Here is a 17,253-nt window from a genome sequence, read left to right as displayed (position 1 = left end):
CCGCCGTGTGCGAATTCCAAATCCGGCACACCCCAGAGCAATCCCCTTGACATCCATCCCTTGAATTGTCATCCTAACGCCGGAGTAAATCTCAATTTCGTGCAAGGAGGATCAAGTGCCGCATGGACCGTTCAGACGCCATTCAATTGTTGAATGCCTGCATTGCCAACGAAAAGATGCGCCAGCACTGCTATGCTGCCGAAGCCGTCATGCGGGCGCTGGCCCGGAAGCTCCATCAGGATGAAGACCGGTGGGGATTGGCCGGGCTTCTGCACGACCTGGATGTGGAGAAGGTAAACGCGGATCTGGCGGTGCACGGACTGGAAACCGCAAAGATCCTTGAGGAAAGGGGGGTTGACCCGGAGATCGTTGAGGCCATTGTCCTGCATAATGAAATGGCCAGCGGCAGGCCTCGGCAGTCGGATTTTCACTTTGCCCTCGCCGCCGGAGAAACCGTAACCGGCTTGATAACGGCTACGGCCCTTGTCTATCCTGACAAGAAGCTGGCCAGCGTCAAGCCCAAATCGGTCGTCAAGCGGATGAAGGAAAAGAACTTCGCGGCCTCGGTGAATCGGGATATCATCCTGGAATGCGAAAAGCTGGGGATTTCCCTGCCGGAGTTCGTGGATCTGTCCCTGAATGCCATGCAGGAGATCAGCGATCAGCTGGGACTGTAAGATCCCGGGGTCCGGAGATCCTGCTGCGGAGGTGTGACCATGTTTAAGCACATTCTGGTTCCTGTCGACTTTACACCAAAAAACAGAAAAGCCCTGGAGATTACCCTTCAGGTGGCGGCGCAGGAGAAGGCTCGCGTCAGCCTCCTCCATGTGGTAGAAAGCATCGAAGACGCTACCTTTGAAGAATTCAGAGACTTTTATACCGGCCTGCAAAAGAGCGCAGACAAGAAAATGGCCGGCCTGGTCGCCTTCTGCGAGAACCGCGGCGTCCAGGTAACCGACAAGATCGCCTTTGGCAATCGTGTCAAGGAAATCCTCAACTATGCCTCCGAAACGGGGGTGGATCTCATCGTCATGAGCTCTCACAAGCTTCACCTGGACGAGCCGTCACGGGACTGGGGAACCATCAGTTATAAAATCGGAATCCTGTCTCAGTGCCCCGTTCTCCTGGTGAAGTGAAGGAAACGCCGGTTGAACAGGGCGCATCAAATGCGGGTGCCTTCCGGAAACAACCCATGAAGCGATTCAGGCAACCATGAAGGAACCCTTGGCAAAGCAGGCTTTATTGAGGCATGAAGCGGCCGCAAACCCGACAGCTCGGCTCCCCGCGCAGCCTTCGCGGGTGCCGGTTGTCATGTTGATACAGATGTCCCTGTCCTGGATACCGTTGCCCGTGTAAACAGCACGGGGACAATAAGGTCTTTTTATCAGCGGGACGGCCGCAATAAAAAGCCTCTCCAATGTTCGTCGTCTTTTCTCAATCAAAAATTCTTTTCATCTCCTCTCTTCCTGTCTTCCTGATTTTATAGAAAAGTACATCTAGAACTTCATGCTTATTGACTTTAAAGCGAAGATAAGGTATGGTTAAACCGTTTAATTTATTGAATATATCTGTTTTTATATCCATTCAACAAATGAACCTGCTCAAGAACATTTTTTTCGGATCATCCTCCCCATCCGACATGATGATTCGAAGCATTTGATCACGCCCCATCTGACGGGGTAACAAGTGAATTATTCATTTACTTCGACCTGTTTCTTAAAAAAACAAATGACATTTTTTATGGCCTCAACAACAACTAATGAAAGGAATACAAAAAATGGCTACGATTAAAGGTACTTCCGGCAACGACACAATTACTCCCGAATCTGTTTCACCGGGAGTGACAGGCGGTATTCCTTCCGATGCGGCCGACACCATCTATGGTTACGCAGGGAATGATACGATTGATGGGGGTGGCGGCAACGACTGGATCGATGCGGGAAGCGGGGCCGATACCGTCAGAGGGGGGAATGGAGATGACACGATCTACCTCACCACCGACTTTGCCAGTGTCAGCGGTGGCGGCGGTTACGACCGGGTTTACATCAGCGGGACGGCTGGAAATTCCCTCAACCTGACTACCGCGGGCATTGAATGGATCTCCGGTGGGGACGGCAATGACAATTTCAATGGGAGTTCGCAAACGGTGGCCCTGACAATCGACGGCAATCTCGGGTCTGACGTCCTCCGGGGCGGAAACGCCAACGACTACATTTACGGCGGTGACGGAACCAACTCCCTCTACGGCAATGGAGGCAATGACCACCTTTACGGCGGCAACGGTAACGACACCGCCTCTGGAGGCAGCGGCAACGACTCGATCAACGCTTATAATGGAAACAATACCGTCTACGGTAATGACGGCAACGATTCTATTTCCACGGGCACGGGCAACGACTCCATTGTGGGTGGCCGAGGAAATGACTCGATCAATGCCGGCAGCAGCGGTATCGACAGCGTCAGCGGCGGGGATGGGGATGACACAATCACCATCAACACCGCCTTTGCCGGCGTCAGCGGCAACGACGGTTACGACCGGGTTTACATCAATGGAACCATCGGGAACACCCTCAACCTGACCACGGCGGGCATCGAGTATATTTCCGGAGGGAGCGGCGACGACAGTTTTGATGGAACCGCACAATCCGTAGACCTGACGATCGACGGAAATCTCGGCAATGACGTCCTCCGGGGCGGCAACTTCAACGACTACATCTACGGCGACAACGGAAACAACACCCTCTATGGCAATGGAGGTAACGACCGATTGTACGGCGGTACCGGCCGAGACATTGTCTACGGCGGGAGCGGCGATGATACCGTCAGCGTCGGGAACGGCAACAATTCCGTAGACGGAGGCACCGGCAACGATTCTATTTCCACGGGCACGGGCAATGACACGATTATCGGCGGGGCGGGAAACGACTCGATCAACGCCGGCAACAGCGGAGCCGACAGCGTCAGCGGCGGAGCCGGGGACGACACGATCACGGTCGGCACCGCCTTTTCCAGCCTCAGCGGCGGCGCCGGTTACGACCGGGTCTACATCAACGGGACCGTCGGGAACACCCTCAACCTGGGCACGGCGGGCATTGAATGGATTTCCGGGGGAGACGGCAACGACAATTTCGATGGGTCTTCGCAGACGGTGGCCCTGACGATCGACGGCAATCTCGGCGATGATGTCCTCCGGGGCGGCAGCGCCGATGACGACCTTTACGGCGACAACGGCAACAACTCCCTTTACGGCAATGGAGGCGACGACCGCCTGTACAGCGGCACCGGCGATGATATCTTGAACGGCGGAGCGGGTAACGATTATCTGGCAGGCGGAGCGGGTAACGACACCTATTATGTTGATAGCCTGGGCGACGCCGTCTCCGAGGCATCAGGCGCCGGCAGCGACAGAGTTTACGCCTCCGTCAACGAGACCCTTGACGCCAATGTCGAATACCTCTATCTGACCGGCACGGCGACCACCGGGACGGGCAACACCCTCAACAATTTGCTCTACGGAAACGGTTCCGACAACATTCTGTCCGGTCTTTCCGGCAACGATTCCCTGTACGGCAATGCCGGCGGCGATACTCTGTCCGGCGGCATTGGCCAAGACTATCTGAACGGCGGCACCGGCCAGGACCGTTTCGTCTTTTCCGAATCCGGATCTGCCAACCGCGACACGATCGGCGACTTTTCCCATACGGACGACACCATCGTGCTGATGGACATTCTCGATGGCGCCGAGGATTCTTCCATCACAGGGCTCTCTTTCAATGACAGCAACGTGCTGTCCTCCAGCTGGTATTTCGAAGGCACCGGTTTCAACGGCAACGGCACCCAACTCAGTGGGATCTACAATGACACGACGACCGGCAGTGTCTGGTACAACCCCACGAGTAATTCCGCCGGGGATTCCGTGTTGATCTGTATTGTCGGATCCGCAACGGCGGCTTCACTGGATAGCACGGATTTCGTCTACGCCGCATAAGGAAACTTCCATATGCTTTTTCAGGAGGGGTGCGCAAACGGCGCGCCCCTTTCTGTTTTCCGTGAGTTGTACCATACGATTCCAGAAGTCCAGTGCGGCCAAAGCACATGGGATGACGGATCCTGGGGGCACATTTCTCCAAATCAGGACTCATCGGAAAGAAATATGCTCCCGAGCCGTGAGGACGGTTGGAAAAAAATTTTTTGCCTGACGGCCTCAGTAGTGCTGGTAATGTTTCTTGATGGTGGGATTCGCCAGATCCTCCGGGGCCAGCCTGGACAGGACATCCAGGGCTGTCAGATCCAGCTTCATTTTGCGGATCTTCTTGTCGTACCGGGCGACTTTATCATTGAGCTTCTTCCGATCTTCCCTCCGCATGAAGGGCTGTGAAGACAACAGCTTCTGAATGTCCCGGCGGGCTTCGATCATCGCATCCAAGGCTTCCTTGAGGATATCGCGGTGGCTCTTTTCCTCCTGCATTTCCTCTACAGGCGGTCCCTGCTCCTGCGCAGCCGATTCCATCCTGCAGGGAAGGGGCTCAGGCTTATTTTTTCCCGGCTGCGGAGAAATCAGTTCTGCCGTCCGCCGATTGATCACCTGATAATTTTCCTTGGATCTGGCCTGGGCCTCGGTGGTCCGGATACAGACGTCCACGACAAATTCCCCCGTTTGTGTGGAAAAAGGGATAACAATGCTCGGGCTGTTCAAGATATGACGGATCGTATGGTCCCGACCGAAAATGACGGAGGGGATGGCGGCAAAGACTTTTAGCCCCATCTTCTCCATGTTGGTTCGAGCCACGCCGGAAATCATGTTGGTAAGCTCCCCAGCGGCGTCGAGCACTTCCTGCGTGGTATCCGTATACGTTTCCCCCAGCATGGATCCGGCGATTCCCCAGATGCACCCTTCGGTAAAACTGATGGCCAGGGAGCCCGTGGCATCACCCGTGATGCCGATAATTCCGGATACATCGCCCCTTGCCGTGTCATCCTTCTTCAAAAAGGGCTTTCCGGGAACAGCCTCCATGAAGGCCATGGTCTTGATGACCTCTGTAGCGCCGTCCAGAAAGGGATTGATAAATTTGACATCCATGCAATCAGGTCTCCCGCATTGGCAAATGTAAAAGGGCTTGGTGTGCCTGTCGATCAGAAAAACCGGAAACACGGCCCCCGGAACTCAACAGCTGCCGCCGGTATGCTGCAAGCAATACCAATGCCATGACAAAGGCCTGATCGTTAACATCCCTGCGATGGGGGTTCCGTCGTGAACATGCGAGCGAGAGCTTGAGGCGTATCCACGAGAAAATCGGGAGAAACGGCTTCCAGGTCGCTCCGCTCATGCCAGCCCCATGTCACCGCAACGCTTCTGATGCCGGCCCGGTGCGCTTCCCGGATATCGCCGGCGGTGTCCCCGACATAATAGACGTCCTCCTTTGCGAACCCGGTCAAATTCCACGCGTGGACGATCTTTTCCGTTTTGTTCAGAAGAAAATCCGCACCCATGACCTCTTCAAAGCATTCCGATACGCCCATCCGGGCCAGCAGCACCTCAATGACCTCTCTGCTGTTGGAAGAGATGAGCATCAGCCGGTGCCGTTCGGCCAGAGCCGGGAGAATCGATGTCACTGCCGGGAGGGGCTTGATAAGGGATGTGTCGATGTGCGGACGGATCCTGGCCAGTTCGGCCAGAAAGGCGGATAGATCGATGCCCCGGCGGGCAAGCTCCTCGTAGAAGTTGTCCTGGTAAAGGGCCAGATAGTCCGCTCGCGTTGAAACAATCGGCCTTCCGATCGCATCGAGGCATTGGTGGACAACCGCCTCGTAGACGTCCAGAGAATCAACGAGAACGCCGTCAAAATCAAAGAGGAGCAGTTTCTGAACGGGATCTTTCATGATGGTTCGAGGAAGAGTTTCTCCAGGGAGGACTCATAGGGAAACCGGGCTACCCCGGCTTCGGAAATAATGGCTTCAATGTAGCCGCCCGGGGTGACGTCGAAGGCCGGGTTGTACACGCCAACACCGACGGGGGCTATGCGGACCCCCCGGATGGCCAGCACTTCCTCGTCAGGCCGCTCCTCTATGGGAATATCGGCCCCGCTGGAAAGCTGCCGATCGATCGTGGACAGGGGGGCGGCGACGTAAAAGGGAATACTGTGGGCATCGGCCAGAACCGCCAGGGAATACGTCCCTATTTTGTTGGCGGTATCCCCGTTGGCGGCAATCCGGTCAGCCCCCACCAGAACGCAGTCCACAAGTCCCTGCTTCATGAGGAATCCTGCCATGTTGTCGGTGATCAGCGTGACCGGGATGTTTTCCTGCTGCAGCTCCCAGGCAGTCAAGCGGGCCCCCTGCAGAACGGGCCGCGTTTCATCGGCAAAGACCTGAATGGTTTTCCCTGCATCGCGGGCCGCCCGGATCACGCCCAGCGCCGTCCCGTAACCGGCCGTGGCCAGGGCCCCGGCATTGCAATGAGTCAAAATCCGGGCACCGTCGGGGATCAGGATCTGCCCGTTCCGCCCGATCCGCCTGTTGATGGCCACATCCTCCTCGGCCATTCTCAGAGCCTCGTCAACCAGTGCCTGCCGGACTTTTTCCGTTTCTCCCGTCATTGCATCAGCCATGGCTCCGGCAAAGCATCCCTTCATCCGCTCAATGGCCCAGAACAGATTTTTCGCCGTCGGCCTTGCCGCAGCAAATTGATCGCACAGGGCGTCAAACCCCTTCCGGAAGCCCTCGGGGGAATCGGCTGGAAGGGAAAGGGACCCCAGGGCGATGCCCATCGCCGCCGCCACCCCGATCGCCGGAGCGCCACGAACCGTCAAATCCTTAATGGCCGTCAGCACCTCCTGATAGCGGGTGCAGACCAGAACGCGCTCCTCCACGGGGAGAGCCTGCTGATCCAGGAGAACAACGGAATTGTTTCTCCAGGAAAGAGTTGGGATCATGACGTTTTCCCTGAGCTTTCCGGAATTTCGCGCCTCGTCATCCCGCCAGCATCTTTTTCAGGAGGTCGTTGATGACCTGGGGATTGGCCTTTCCCTGGGTCGCCTTCATGACCTGACCGACAAAATAGCCGAAAAGCTTGTCCTTCCCGGAACGGTACTGGGCCAGCTGGCCCGGATTGGCCTCCAGGATCCCCGCAATCACCGCGGCAAGCGAGGATTCGTCCGTGATCTGGACCATCCCCTTCTCTTCCACAATCGCCGGGGCCGTTTTTCCCGTCTGATACATGACCTCGATGATCTCCTTGGCCATCTTGCCGCTGATGGTCCCCTGATCGATCATCCGGATCATCTCGGCCAGGGCGGTGGAGGAGATGGGGCAATCCCGGATGTCCCGCTTTTCCTCATTGAGGAAGCGCAGCAGATCTCCCATGACCCAGTTGCTGGCCGCTTTCGGGTTTCCGGAGTGCCGGGCGGTCTCTTCATAATAATCCGCCAGTCGACGGCTCGAAGACAGCACGCCGGCATCATAGGGAGGGATGCCGTATTCGCGCACGAAACGCTCGCGCTTCTCCAGGGGCAATTCAGGCTGCTCCTTGAAAACGGTTTCCACCCATTCCGCGTAGATCCGGATCGGCACCAGGTCCGGATCCGGGAAATAGCGGTAATCATGGGCTTCTTCCTTGCTGCGCATGGAGTGGGTCACCCCCTGGCTGTCGTCCCAGAGGCGCGTTTCCTGAACCACCGTTCCGCCTCCTTCCAGGATATACTGCTGTCTCTTGATTTCATATTCCAGGGCGCGCTGGACATTGCGGAAGGAGTTCATGTTTTTCAGTTCCGTCCGGATTCCGAACTCGCTGATACCCTTGGGCCGGAGAGAAACGTTGGCGTCGCAGCGGAAGCTGCCCTCCTCCATGTTCCCGTCGCAGATTTCGAGATACACGAGGATCTCATGGAGCCGGCGAAGATAGGCCGCAGCCTCCTCTGCGCTTCGCATGTCCGGTTCGCTGACGATCTCGATCAGAGGCACCCCGGTCCGGTTGAGATCCACGTAGCTCCATGGATTATGGGCGTCATGGATCAGCTTGCCGGCATCCTCCTCCATGTGGATGCGTGTCAGACCGATCCGCTTCTTCCCGCCCTCCACTTCGATGTCCACATGGCCGAATTCCGCCAGGGGAAAGGCGTACTGGGAGATCTGGTACCCCTTTGGAAGGTCGGGGTAGAAGTAATTCTTCCGGGCAAAGCTGCATTCCTCGTTGATCCGGCAGGAGGTGGCCAGGGCCATCTTAATCCCGAATTCAACCACTTTCCTGTTCAAAACGGGCAGCACGCCGGGCATGCCCAGGCAGACCGGGCAGGTGTGACGATTGGGCGCCGCACCGAACTGCGTGGAGCAGCCGCAGAAAATCTTGGATTCCGTCAGCAGTTGGGCATGGACTTCCAGCCCGATTACAGGTTCGTATTCCATTAGAGGTTCGGCCTCCTCTTTTCGATTTGGGCATGCCTTTCATAGGCTGAAGATATCTGAAGGAGCTTACCCTCCTCAAAATGCCCCGCCACGAACTGCATGCCGATGGGCAGCCCCTTGTGCGAATAGCCGCAGGGGAGAGAAATTCCCGGAATGCCGGCAAGATTTGCAGAAATGGTAAAGATGTCGGACAGATACATCCCGATCGGATCGTCCATCTTCTCCCCGACTTTAAAGGCGGGTGTCGTGGTGGTGGGGGTGAGGATCACATCGCAATCCTTCAGGGCCTCATCAAAATCCCTCTTGATCAGCCCCCGCACCTGGGACGCCTTTTTGTAATAGGCGTCATAATACCCTGAAGAAAGGGCGTACGTTCCGAGCATGATGCGCCGCTTCACCTCCGCACCGAAGCCCGCCGACCGCGTCTTCTTGTACATGTCGAGAAGGTCCCGGCATTCGGCTGCCCGGAATCCATATTTGACGCCGTCATAACGGGCCAGGTTGGAGCTGGCCTCTGCCGGCGCTATGATGTAATATACCGCCACGCAGTAATCCGTGTGGGGGAGGGAGATTTCCCGGCATTTCGCCCCCAGTCCCTCCACGGTCTTGATGGCCTGCTCAACGGCCGCCCGCACTTCGGGGTCAATTCCCCCGACAAAGTATTCTCTTGGAATTCCCACCGTCCAGCCGTCTACGCCGCGGTTGAGATAATCTCGGTAATCGGGAACATCCACCGGGACCGAAGTGGATTCCCTTGGGTCATGGCCGGCAATGACGTTCATCAGGATGGCGCAGTCCTCCACATCCTTCGTGAAGGGTCCGATCTGATCGAGGGAGGAGGCGAAGGCGACGAGGCCAAAGCGGGAAACCCGGCCGTAAGTGGGCTTCATCCCGACAACGCCGCACAGGGCCGCAGGCTGACGGATGGAGCCGCCCGTATCCGATCCAAGGGCCGCGATGCATTCATCGGCAGCGACCGCGGCTGCGGAGCCGCCGCTGGAACCGCCCGGTATCCGCTCCAGATCCCAGGGATTCCGGGTGACGCCGTAATAGGAGGTCTCCGTTGACGAACCCATGGCGAATTCATCCATGTTCGTTTTCCCCGTGAAGATGGCCCCCGCCTCGCGCAGTTTGACGACCACCGTTGCATCGTAAGGGGGAACGAAATGTTCAAGGATGCGGGAGCCGCAGGTCGTTCGGACCCCTTGGGTGCAGTAAATGTCCTTCAGGGCAATGGGGATTCCGGTCAACGCCTTGATCTCACCGGCCCGGATCCGCTGGTCGGCGATATTCGCCTCTTCCAGGGCCGGTTGTCGCATCAGGGTTATGTAGGCATGGACCTTCTCCTCCACGGCATCGATGCGGCTGAAGACGGACTGGACAATGTCGGTGGACGTTACGTCCCCGTTCCGGATTTTATCCTGTAATTCATGAATGGTTGATGCGTAAAGTTCCATAGGCTCCTTTTTGCAGGACAGAACATGATCCGGGGCGTTGGACAACCTTTCGGCACCCTTTCTTCCGTCCCGGTATCCGCCCGAATGCGTTTACTCGATCACCTTGGGCACCCGGAAAAATTCACCCCGGGGATCCGGTGCATTGGCCAGGGAAAGATCCTGGGAAAGGGACTCCTGCACCCTGTCTTCCCGAAAGGCGTTGCTCAGGGAGATGGCATGGCTCAGGGGCTCCACCCCGGCCGTATCGACTTCATTGAGCTTATCCATGTAAAGCAGAATATCGTTTAACTGACCGGTGAACAATTCCTCTTCGGCTTCCGAAAATTCCAGCCGTGCCAGATGGGCGACGTAGGCCACTTCTTCCCTTGTGATTTTCAATGCGGTTCACCTCAGATTGACTTCAAAAATCTCCGCTCTCTTCTACACGGCGTCGATTTTAATACGGAATCGTCACCTATCACAACTGCCGGATAAAGGCAAAATATTTCCCGAAACGCCAACCCGCCCCGGCCTTTGTCCGGCGACAGCATCCTTTGCCGAAACCTTTTATTCCCGTCGTGGCCATTTCAGATCGCAGTAAATCGGAAGGCGACCGGATGGAAGCGAGGGGACAGGCACCGACAGCTGCGGTGGGAAACCGATTGCACAGCGAGAAAGGAGAACGTCTTAATCCGGCGGTCAAATAAAAAAGCCCGCCTTCGCTTCCAGAGGGAGAGACGGCGGGCTTTTCGATCTTCAGAAGGAGGACGCTATTTTCTGCGGAATCTCCCGCACCATCCAATACCTGCAAAACCAAAGCCGAAAAGCAGGATCGACGGAGGCAGAGGTACGGCGCTTCCGCCCTCCGGGGTAAAGCAGACGACCCCCCACTGATCCATTTCAGAGTATGTTCCTCCCCAGGTCATGGTGTGCTCCTGATCGTCCCAGGTGTTGTAGAAGTAAACGGTATCGTTGTCTCCATAACCGTAACCGAACATCGAGTGCCCCGTCACCTGGATCATGACGACGCGTCCCGCATCGATCTCCGCTTTATAGTCGGCGAAGGTAAATCCGTTCGCGTAGTCCTCTCCGAAAATATGCTGAGTATAAACGCTGGAAAGGGGTACAGCATATCCCGCATAATTGAGGTATTCCCAGATGCCGTAGGCGCCGTCCTTATCCTGGATGCCGTAGTCAAGGGAGTCCTTCGCGGTAAAAGCGCTTCCATCGGTGTAATAGAAAAACGTCGTCATTCCGTTTCTGTTTCCATAGGAATCCTGGCTCGTGCCCATGAAGTCCGCGAGGCTGTCATACTCGGCAACGGTCCGGCCCGCGAGATCATCTCCCGAAGCGTCGTAGCCCGATACATAGTAATGGCTCACATGGCCGGAGCTTGCAATGGCGGATTGCGCCAGGGCGCTCCAGGCGCTGATGCCGAATGTGGTTGATTCCGCCACGCCGCCCCTTACCAGGTTGCTGTAGCTGAGTCCGCCGTATCCCTTTCTGTCGTAATACCCGACCATCATGCCCGCGGAGGTGGGCGAACACCCATACCACCAATCGTAGGTAGGGGCGCCTGAGAGGATCGTACCGCCCTGTTCCGCCCGGGCCAGCAAAGGCGAGCTCAAGGTGCCGGCAAAACCTGTGGATAACAGCGAAAGGACGGCCAGGACCGAAACCGAAACTGCCGTCAGTAATTTTAAACGCCATCTTCTCATGATTTTTTCCTCGCAGATTTGAAATGTAGTGCTGAGGACGGTATAACCATAAAGTCCAGTCAAAAATCCATACCTGCAACACTGTATTTTTTCACGGAAATTAGCCTTAGAACTAAGCATTGTAATCTTTGCCGAGGATAAGGAAAAAAAGAGAAGGGATACCGGAAACCGGCAATGCTTCACCCCGCCTTCGAACTCAGGGGAATGCCCGATGTCCGCAGGCGGCCCACCCTGTATGGTCGTGCGCCTTTTCAAGGCCTTCTTCTTCCGGAAGCCTTGATCGGGGTGACACCTACCCGCTTAGCCGGGAAGACGGGCGACGCTCCCGATTCTCTCCATCAGATTGATCCCTCCTTTCCATGGGTTATGAATCTTGCGGACTTTCCGTCTTTGACCGCCGGAGTGCTCCGGTTGCTGGGCTTCCGGATCTGATAAATGATTTGACAATCCTCTGTTTCCCTATGTATAACCAATTGAAATTTATTGGAGTGGATCCGTTCATGTTTAACATCGGCATGCAGGAACTTTTATTGATTGCCGCCGTGGCGCTGCTCGTTGTCGGTCCGAAGCGGCTGCCTGATGTGGCCAAGTCTCTGGGTAAAGGGCTGGCTGAATTCCGAAAAACCGCCGAGGGTGTAACCGACAGCCTCAAAGGCACTCTTCAGGACGATGAGCCGCAGTCTCCGCAAAAAGAAGGAGAAAAGGGTGAAGACAAAGCCGCCGAGGAGAAAAAGCTTGAGGGAACAGCCTCCAATGGTTGACTCCAGCATCCCGGAATGAACCCCAGACCGGCTCCGCTCCGCCCACCTCTTTCCCTGCCGTGAAGCCCATCAATTCATATACAGAAAAGGAGAACATCCGGACGGCGCGGGAAGGCACAATCCCGGCGGAAGATGTACGCCGAGGTGCCGCAGGCAGACGCTCATGCGGGAAGGCAGGCTCCGGATATGGAACGGGAAGAACCGAAACGACCAAAGTCTTGAGGATATGAGAAGCAGTTCTTTCAACATCTATTGAAAAATCACACCTGAAAACTTATGACCTTATCCGCTGATGAAAAACTACCGTTAACGGCCCATCTGGAAGAGCTGCGCAAACGCTTTGTCCACGTCCTCATCGCTCTGGCAATCGGATTTACCCTCTGTTACACCTTCAAGGAAGAGCTTTTCCGGATCGTGACCCTCCCTCTGATCGAGGTCATGCCCAAAAACAGCTTCATGGTCTTCACGTCTCTGCCGGAAGCCTTCTTCACGTATATGAAGGTCTCCTTCTTCGCTGCACTGATTCTGACAAGCCCTTACATCCTGTTGGAAATCTGGAAATTCATCTCTCCCGGTCTCTATCCACAGGAAAAGAAATACGTTTTTCCTTTCGTTTTTCTTTCCACCCTCCTGTTCTCCGCGGGAGTGCTTTTCGGATATTTCGTCGCCTTGCCGCCGGCCTTCAAGTTCTTCATCTCTTTTTCCTCCGAATTCCTGAAACCCATGGTCACCATGCGGGAATATCTCGGACTTGCTCTGAAATTGTTATTGGCCTTCGGGCTCTGTTTCGAATTGCCGGTCTTCGTCTTTTTTCTGGCCAAAATCGGTGTCGTCAATGCCCGGATGCTCTCTACTCAGCGGCGATATGCCATCCTGCTGATCTTTATCGCCGCCGCAGTGCTCACACCGTCACCGGATCTCATCAGCCAGCTGCTAATGGCCGGCCCTCTGCTGGTTCTCTACGAGATCAGCATCCTGGTCGCCCGCTTTGCCGTACGCAAACCCCGCGCCGGCAGGAAGAAGGTGCCTGTCGAGGAAAGCAGGGAGGTTTCGGAAAGCGGCCCGGCAGCAACCGGAGAGCAGGATGAATAAGCCTCCCTTTTATCCCCCCTGGGCAAAGCGGGGCTCTGAAGGCGGCATTCTGATCGGGCTCATCCTGTTCCTCCTGCTGGCCCTGCTGGTGGGCAGCAGCATCCTCTACTATGTCGTGCTCCGGGATCTGCCGAGCATTGCCGCCTTGAAGGAGTACCGTCCGAGCATCACAACCCGGGTTTACGCCGACAACAATGAACTGATCGACGAATTCTACCTGGAAAACCGCAAGCTGGTCAAATTCACCGATCTCCCGCCCGTCATCATCCAGGCGGTCCTTGCGGCTGAGGATTCCCGGTTTTTTGAGCACAATGGCTTCGACATGCAGGGCATTTCCCGCGCCTTTTTCCGGAACCTCAAGGCGGGGAAAATTGTGCAGGGGGGCAGCACCATCACTCAGCAGGTTGCCAAAAGGCTCTATCTCTCCTCCGAAAAAAGCTACAGCCGAAAACTCAAGGAAGCCGTCCTGGCCTTCAAGATCGACCGGTCCCTTTCCAAAGAGGAGATTCTGAACATCTATCTCAACAACATCTACATGGGCCACGGCGCCTATGGCATCGAAGCGGCGGCCGAGGTCTACTTCGGGAAAAAAACGAGGAACCTCACTCTTGCCGAAGCTTCTCTTCTGGCCGGGCTTCCCAAGGCTCCGTCCAATTACGATCCTTACACCAATTATGAGGGGTCCCGGCGGCGGCAGGCTTACGTGCTGACTCGAATGGTGGAAGAGGGCTACATCAGCGAAGAAGAGAAAAACGGCGTCCTGCAGGCGCCCCTGCTTCTGAGATCGATCCGGCCCAACGACCGGCCCGCCGCCTATTTTATCGAAAATATCCGTCGTTACATCCAGGGGACATACGGAAGTGACGCCCTGTACAAGGAAGGCCTGGAGGTTTACACCACCCTGGATCTCCGCATCCAGCAGGCCGCCCGGGACGCCGTGGAACGGGGACTTCAGGAACTCGAAAGCCGCCAGGGCTACCGCCCGCACAGTGTTCAAGGCGCGCTTCTGTCCATGGATGCCCGGACGGGAGCCATCAGGGCCATGGTTGGCGGCAGGGATTTCAGCAAGAGCGAATTCAACCGCACCACCCAGTCGCGCCGGCAGCCGGGCTCCTCCTTCAAGCCCATTATTTATACGGCGGCCTTCGACCGGGGGCTGACTCCGGCCACCGCTATCGACGACTCACCCATCTCGTTCACGGACAATGCGGGGCGGGTCTGGACCCCTCAGAATTTCGACGAGGAATTCCGGGGGCCGATCTCCCTGCACAAAGCCCTCGTTCAATCCCGCAATGTGGTCACCATCAAGCTGCTTCAGGAAATCGGGGTGGACTACGCGATCGCCTATGCCGTCAACATGGGTATTGCCTCGCCGCTGTCCAGGAATCTCTCCCTTGCCCTGGGCTCCTCCGCCGTGACCCTGCAGGAACTGGTTCGGGCGTACGGAGTCCTGGCCAATGGGGGCCGGATCGTGGAGCCTTTCATGATCAAGAAGATCGTAGACCGCACCGGAAACATTTTTGAAGAGCATCCGGTCAAAGCGGAGCAGGTCATCGATCCCCGGGTCGCCTTTCTGACGACTCATATCCTGCAGGATGTCGTAGAAAGCGGGACCGGCCAACGGGTAAAAAGCATCGGCCGCCCTGTCGCCGCCAAAACCGGAACAACCGATGACGTGCGGGACGCCTGGTTCGTGGGTTATACCCCGTCCCTTGTCACCGGCGTCTGGGTCGGCTTCGACCAGCAGCGCACCCTGGGCAGCCATGAAGTTGGGGGCCGGGCCGCAGCGCCGATCTGGCTGTACTGCATGGAACAAGCCCTGGCCGGCATGCCCGCGGAAGCTTTTCCCGTTCCGGAGGGGATTGTCTTTGCCAGGAGGAGCGAGGGGGCAGCCCTGGAAGCCTTTATTGACGGCACCGTGCCGCAAGGCTGGATTCCTCTCCTCCCCGGGGAACCCTCCACGGACACGGAAGAGAATCCCGATGGAGAGGGCGATTCGCCGTTCCTGCATGACGGACCTGCGGCATCGGACAGCGACTCCATGGAGAAGAAACGGCCGCAAGGCAGAACGAAGACGGAACCATGAACGGCTGGAGGGGAAGAATCCTGAGAATCAACCTGTCTGCCGGACAATGGACGGTAGAGCATCCGGACGCGGATGTTTACGCCCGCCAGATCGGCGGCCGGGGACTGGCGGGCTCCTACCTGTGGGATGAGGCTTCTCGGCCGTGGGATGACCCGGAAATGCCCCTGCTGTTCTTTACCGGCCCCCTGGTGGACACGGCTTCACCCACTTCGGGCATGATGACCGTCATGTCCCGCTCTCCGCAGACCGGTACGGTGGGGGACGGCTTCTTCGGCGGATCGCTGGGAACGGCCCTGAAAAAAGCGGGTTGGGACGGTCTCGTCATTACCGGCCGAGCCAGGACCCTCCGGGGAATCGAAATCGAGGATGCCCGCATCACCCTCGTGGAGGCCGCGCCCCTGTCCGGAAGGAAAACGCCTGAACTCTACGCCCGCCTGAAGGGAAAAGGGGCGGTTGTCCTGGCGGGCCCGGCGGCGGAAGCCGGGGTCCGTTATGCGAACCTCATTGTAGACGGCTCCTGGGCGGCGGGCCGAAACGGCCTTGGACTTCTCTTTGCCGCAAAAAATCTGAAATACATTGCCGTCAAGGGCTCAACCACAACGAGGGTCGCCGACCCCGGGGCCTTGAAAAGGGCGCAAGAAGATGTTCAGCGCCTCCTGTCGGCTTCGCCCTTTCTTCTCGGGGACCTGGGCATCGGCCGATACGGTACGGCCGCCCTTTACGATCTCATCGATGCCCGCCGGATGATGCCCACGGACAATTTCCGCCGCACCCGCTTTGACGCCGCCCGCGGGATGAACGCCCACGCCTTTCACAAACGCTATGCCCCCCACCGGACGGGTTGCCTGGGCTGCACGATCCTCTGCAAAAGGATTGCATCCGATGGTCGGATCCTTCCCGAGTTTGAAACCCTGGCCCACTTCAGCGCCCTTCTTGGAAACGCCGAAATGGAAACGGTGATGGAGGCAAACCGGCTGTGCATCGAACTGGGCATGGATCCCATCTCGGCGGCAGCGACGCTGTCCTGCCATGGGGAAATCCGCCGACGGCACCCGGGCCCCCGGGAAATCCTCTCGCTTCTTCAGGATATCGGAGCGGGACGCGGCATCGGGAAGGCCCTGGGACAGGGGGCCGCCGTCTATGCGGAACAGTGCGGGAAGCCGGAAGCGGCCATGGCGGTGAAGGGCATGGAACTGCCTGGTTTCGATCCCCGGGGGGCCTACGGAATGGCCCTCGCCTATGCCACGTCGACGAGGGGCGGGTGCCACATGCGCGCCTATCCCATCAGTTCCGAAATCCTGCGAAAACCCGTGGCGACGAACCGCTTTACCTTCAGTGGCAAGGCCCGTATGATCAAAGGAGCGGAGGACCTTTTCGCCGCCGCCGATTCCCTTACCGCCTGCCCCTTTGTTTTCCTCGCCGCCTCCCTGGAGGAGTACGCCCGGATCTTTACCGCCGTCACCGGCCTAGAAACCTCCGCAGATGACCTTTTGTCCGCGGGGGAGCGGATCGATTACTCGGAGCGGATCATGAATTTCCGCAACGGATTCCGGGGAACCGACGACGACCTCCCTGCCCGCTTTTTCGAGGAGCCGGGAACGGGCAACGGCCACCTGGAGATTCAGCCGCTGGACCGGGATGAATTTCTCAAGGCGCGGGCGGTTTACCGGCGCATCCGCGGCCTTGACAGCGAAGGGAGGCCGACGGGGGGAAAGGCCGCTGAACTGGGTATTGCCTGGAGCGGGGAAACCGGGGGGTAA

Annotated in this window: 14 protein-coding genes; 7 read left to right on the top strand and 7 right to left on the bottom strand. The window is 57.3% G+C overall.

The features are described from left to right. The first annotated feature begins 122 nt into the window (after nucleotides 1-122). From ACJ77P_RS01055 to ACJ77P_RS01045, 3 genes are all read left to right on the top strand, one after another. A complete protein-coding gene (locus ACJ77P_RS01055) occupies nucleotides 123-677 on the top strand; it encodes an HDIG domain-containing metalloprotein (protein ID WP_408998794.1) in 555 nt (184 codons plus the stop codon). Between the two features lie 39 nt (nucleotides 678-716). After that, nucleotides 717-1,136 carry a universal stress protein gene (locus ACJ77P_RS01050; protein WP_367360473.1) on the top strand — a complete coding sequence of 140 codons (420 nt, stop codon included), beginning with the start codon at nucleotides 717-719 and terminating at the stop codon, nucleotides 1,134-1,136. Between the two features lie 641 nt (nucleotides 1,137-1,777). After that, nucleotides 1,778-3,988 (top strand): beta strand repeat-containing protein, encoded by a 2,211-nt coding sequence (locus ACJ77P_RS01045; protein WP_408998793.1) that lies wholly within the window; start codon nucleotides 1,778-1,780, stop codon nucleotides 3,986-3,988. Nucleotides 3,989-4,204: 216 nt separating this feature from the next. Here ACJ77P_RS01045 and ACJ77P_RS01040 read toward each other — a convergent pair whose 3' ends face one another. The 7 genes from ACJ77P_RS01040 to ACJ77P_RS01010 form a co-directional block, all read right to left on the bottom strand. Beyond that, complete coding sequence (locus ACJ77P_RS01040) at nucleotides 4,205-5,080, bottom strand: chemotaxis protein CheX (RefSeq protein WP_367361442.1); 876 nt, start codon at nucleotides 5,078-5,080, stop codon at nucleotides 4,205-4,207. Between the two features lie 143 nt (nucleotides 5,081-5,223). Further along, nucleotides 5,224-5,880, bottom strand: coding sequence for an HAD family hydrolase (locus tag ACJ77P_RS01035; protein WP_367361441.1), 657 nt, complete (start codon nucleotides 5,878-5,880; stop codon nucleotides 5,224-5,226). Continuing rightward, nucleotides 5,877-6,932, bottom strand: coding sequence for an S-methyl-5-thioribose-1-phosphate isomerase (mtnA, locus tag ACJ77P_RS01030; RefSeq protein WP_367361440.1), 1,056 nt, complete (start codon nucleotides 6,930-6,932; stop codon nucleotides 5,877-5,879). Before mtnA ends, ACJ77P_RS01035 begins: the two co-directional genes overlap by 4 nt. A gap of 37 nt (nucleotides 6,933-6,969) precedes the next feature. Then, nucleotides 6,970-8,400, bottom strand: coding sequence for an Asp-tRNA(Asn)/Glu-tRNA(Gln) amidotransferase subunit GatB (gene gatB / locus ACJ77P_RS01025; protein ID WP_367361439.1), 1,431 nt, complete (start codon nucleotides 8,398-8,400; stop codon nucleotides 6,970-6,972). Continuing rightward, complete coding sequence (gene gatA / locus ACJ77P_RS01020; RefSeq protein WP_408998792.1) at nucleotides 8,400-9,857, bottom strand: Asp-tRNA(Asn)/Glu-tRNA(Gln) amidotransferase subunit GatA; 1,458 nt, start codon at nucleotides 9,855-9,857, stop codon at nucleotides 8,400-8,402. Before gatA ends, gatB begins: the two co-directional genes overlap by 1 nt. Nucleotides 9,858-9,947: 90 nt before the next feature. After that, the gene (gene gatC, locus ACJ77P_RS01015; protein ID WP_367361437.1) at nucleotides 9,948-10,235 is read right to left on the bottom strand and encodes an Asp-tRNA(Asn)/Glu-tRNA(Gln) amidotransferase subunit GatC; all 288 of its coding nucleotides are present in this window, start codon (nucleotides 10,233-10,235) and stop codon (nucleotides 9,948-9,950) included. 371 nt (nucleotides 10,236-10,606) lie between these two features. Then, nucleotides 10,607-11,554: a PEP-CTERM sorting domain-containing protein gene (locus tag ACJ77P_RS01010; protein ID WP_408998791.1), complete on the bottom strand. Its 948-nt coding sequence runs from the start codon at nucleotides 11,552-11,554 to the stop codon at nucleotides 10,607-10,609. Between the two features lie 359 nt (nucleotides 11,555-11,913). Here ACJ77P_RS01010 and tatB point away from each other — a divergent pair, with 359 nt between their 5' ends. The 4 genes from tatB (at nucleotide 11,914) to ACJ77P_RS00990 (ending at nucleotide 17,253) form a co-directional block, all read left to right on the top strand. Next, nucleotides 11,914-12,315: a Sec-independent protein translocase protein TatB gene (gene tatB / locus ACJ77P_RS01005; protein WP_367361435.1), complete on the top strand. Its 402-nt coding sequence runs from the start codon at nucleotides 11,914-11,916 to the stop codon at nucleotides 12,313-12,315. Between the two features lie 276 nt (nucleotides 12,316-12,591). Beyond that, the gene (gene tatC, locus ACJ77P_RS01000) at nucleotides 12,592-13,407 is read left to right on the top strand and encodes a twin-arginine translocase subunit TatC (protein ID WP_408998790.1); all 816 of its coding nucleotides are present in this window, start codon (nucleotides 12,592-12,594) and stop codon (nucleotides 13,405-13,407) included. Next, nucleotides 13,400-15,493: a penicillin-binding protein 1A gene (locus tag ACJ77P_RS00995; RefSeq protein ID WP_408998789.1), complete on the top strand. Its 2,094-nt coding sequence runs from the start codon at nucleotides 13,400-13,402 to the stop codon at nucleotides 15,491-15,493. The genes tatC and ACJ77P_RS00995 overlap by 8 nt, the downstream gene beginning before the upstream one ends. After that, nucleotides 15,490-17,253, top strand: a complete 1,764-nt coding sequence (locus tag ACJ77P_RS00990; protein ID WP_408998788.1) for an aldehyde ferredoxin oxidoreductase family protein — start codon at nucleotides 15,490-15,492, stop codon at nucleotides 17,251-17,253. The genes ACJ77P_RS00995 and ACJ77P_RS00990 overlap by 4 nt, the downstream gene beginning before the upstream one ends.

The organism is Syntrophus buswellii (genome assembly GCF_046097065.1).
Classification (GTDB): Bacteria; Desulfobacterota; Syntrophia; order Syntrophales; family Syntrophaceae; genus Syntrophus; species Syntrophus buswellii.
Note: the sequence above shows the minus strand (reverse complement) of the source record. Positions and strands in the feature narration are given on the sequence as shown.

Bases quoted from the DNA above. Each gene is read 5' to 3' on its own strand.
- gatA (WP_408998792.1), bottom strand. From the start codon at position 9,857: ATGGAACTTTACGCATCAACCATTCATGAATTACAGGATAAAATCCGG.
- ACJ77P_RS01055 (WP_408998794.1), top strand. From the start codon at position 123: ATGGACCGTTCAGACGCCATTCAATTGTTGAATGCCTGCATTGCCAAC.
- ACJ77P_RS00995 (WP_408998789.1), top strand. From the start codon at position 13,400: ATGAATAAGCCTCCCTTTTATCCCCCCTGGGCAAAGCGGGGCTCTGAA.
- gatB (WP_367361439.1), bottom strand. From the start codon at position 8,400: ATGGAATACGAACCTGTAATCGGGCTGGAAGTCCATGCCCAACTGCTG.
- ACJ77P_RS01050 (WP_367360473.1), top strand. From the start codon at position 717: ATGTTTAAGCACATTCTGGTTCCTGTCGACTTTACACCAAAAAACAGA.
- tatB (WP_367361435.1), top strand. From the start codon at position 11,914: ATGGGTTATGAATCTTGCGGACTTTCCGTCTTTGACCGCCGGAGTGCT.
- ACJ77P_RS01040 (WP_367361442.1), bottom strand. From the start codon at position 5,080: ATGGATGTCAAATTTATCAATCCCTTTCTGGACGGCGCTACAGAGGTC.
- ACJ77P_RS01010 (WP_408998791.1), bottom strand. From the start codon at position 11,554: ATGAGAAGATGGCGTTTAAAATTACTGACGGCAGTTTCGGTTTCGGTC.
- ACJ77P_RS01035 (WP_367361441.1), bottom strand. From the start codon at position 5,880: ATGAAAGATCCCGTTCAGAAACTGCTCCTCTTTGATTTTGACGGCGTT.
- mtnA (WP_367361440.1), bottom strand. From the start codon at position 6,932: ATGATCCCAACTCTTTCCTGGAGAAACAATTCCGTTGTTCTCCTGGAT.
- ACJ77P_RS01045 (WP_408998793.1), top strand. From the start codon at position 1,778: ATGGCTACGATTAAAGGTACTTCCGGCAACGACACAATTACTCCCGAA.
- ACJ77P_RS00990 (WP_408998788.1), top strand. From the start codon at position 15,490: ATGAACGGCTGGAGGGGAAGAATCCTGAGAATCAACCTGTCTGCCGGA.
- tatC (WP_408998790.1), top strand. From the start codon at position 12,592: ATGACCTTATCCGCTGATGAAAAACTACCGTTAACGGCCCATCTGGAA.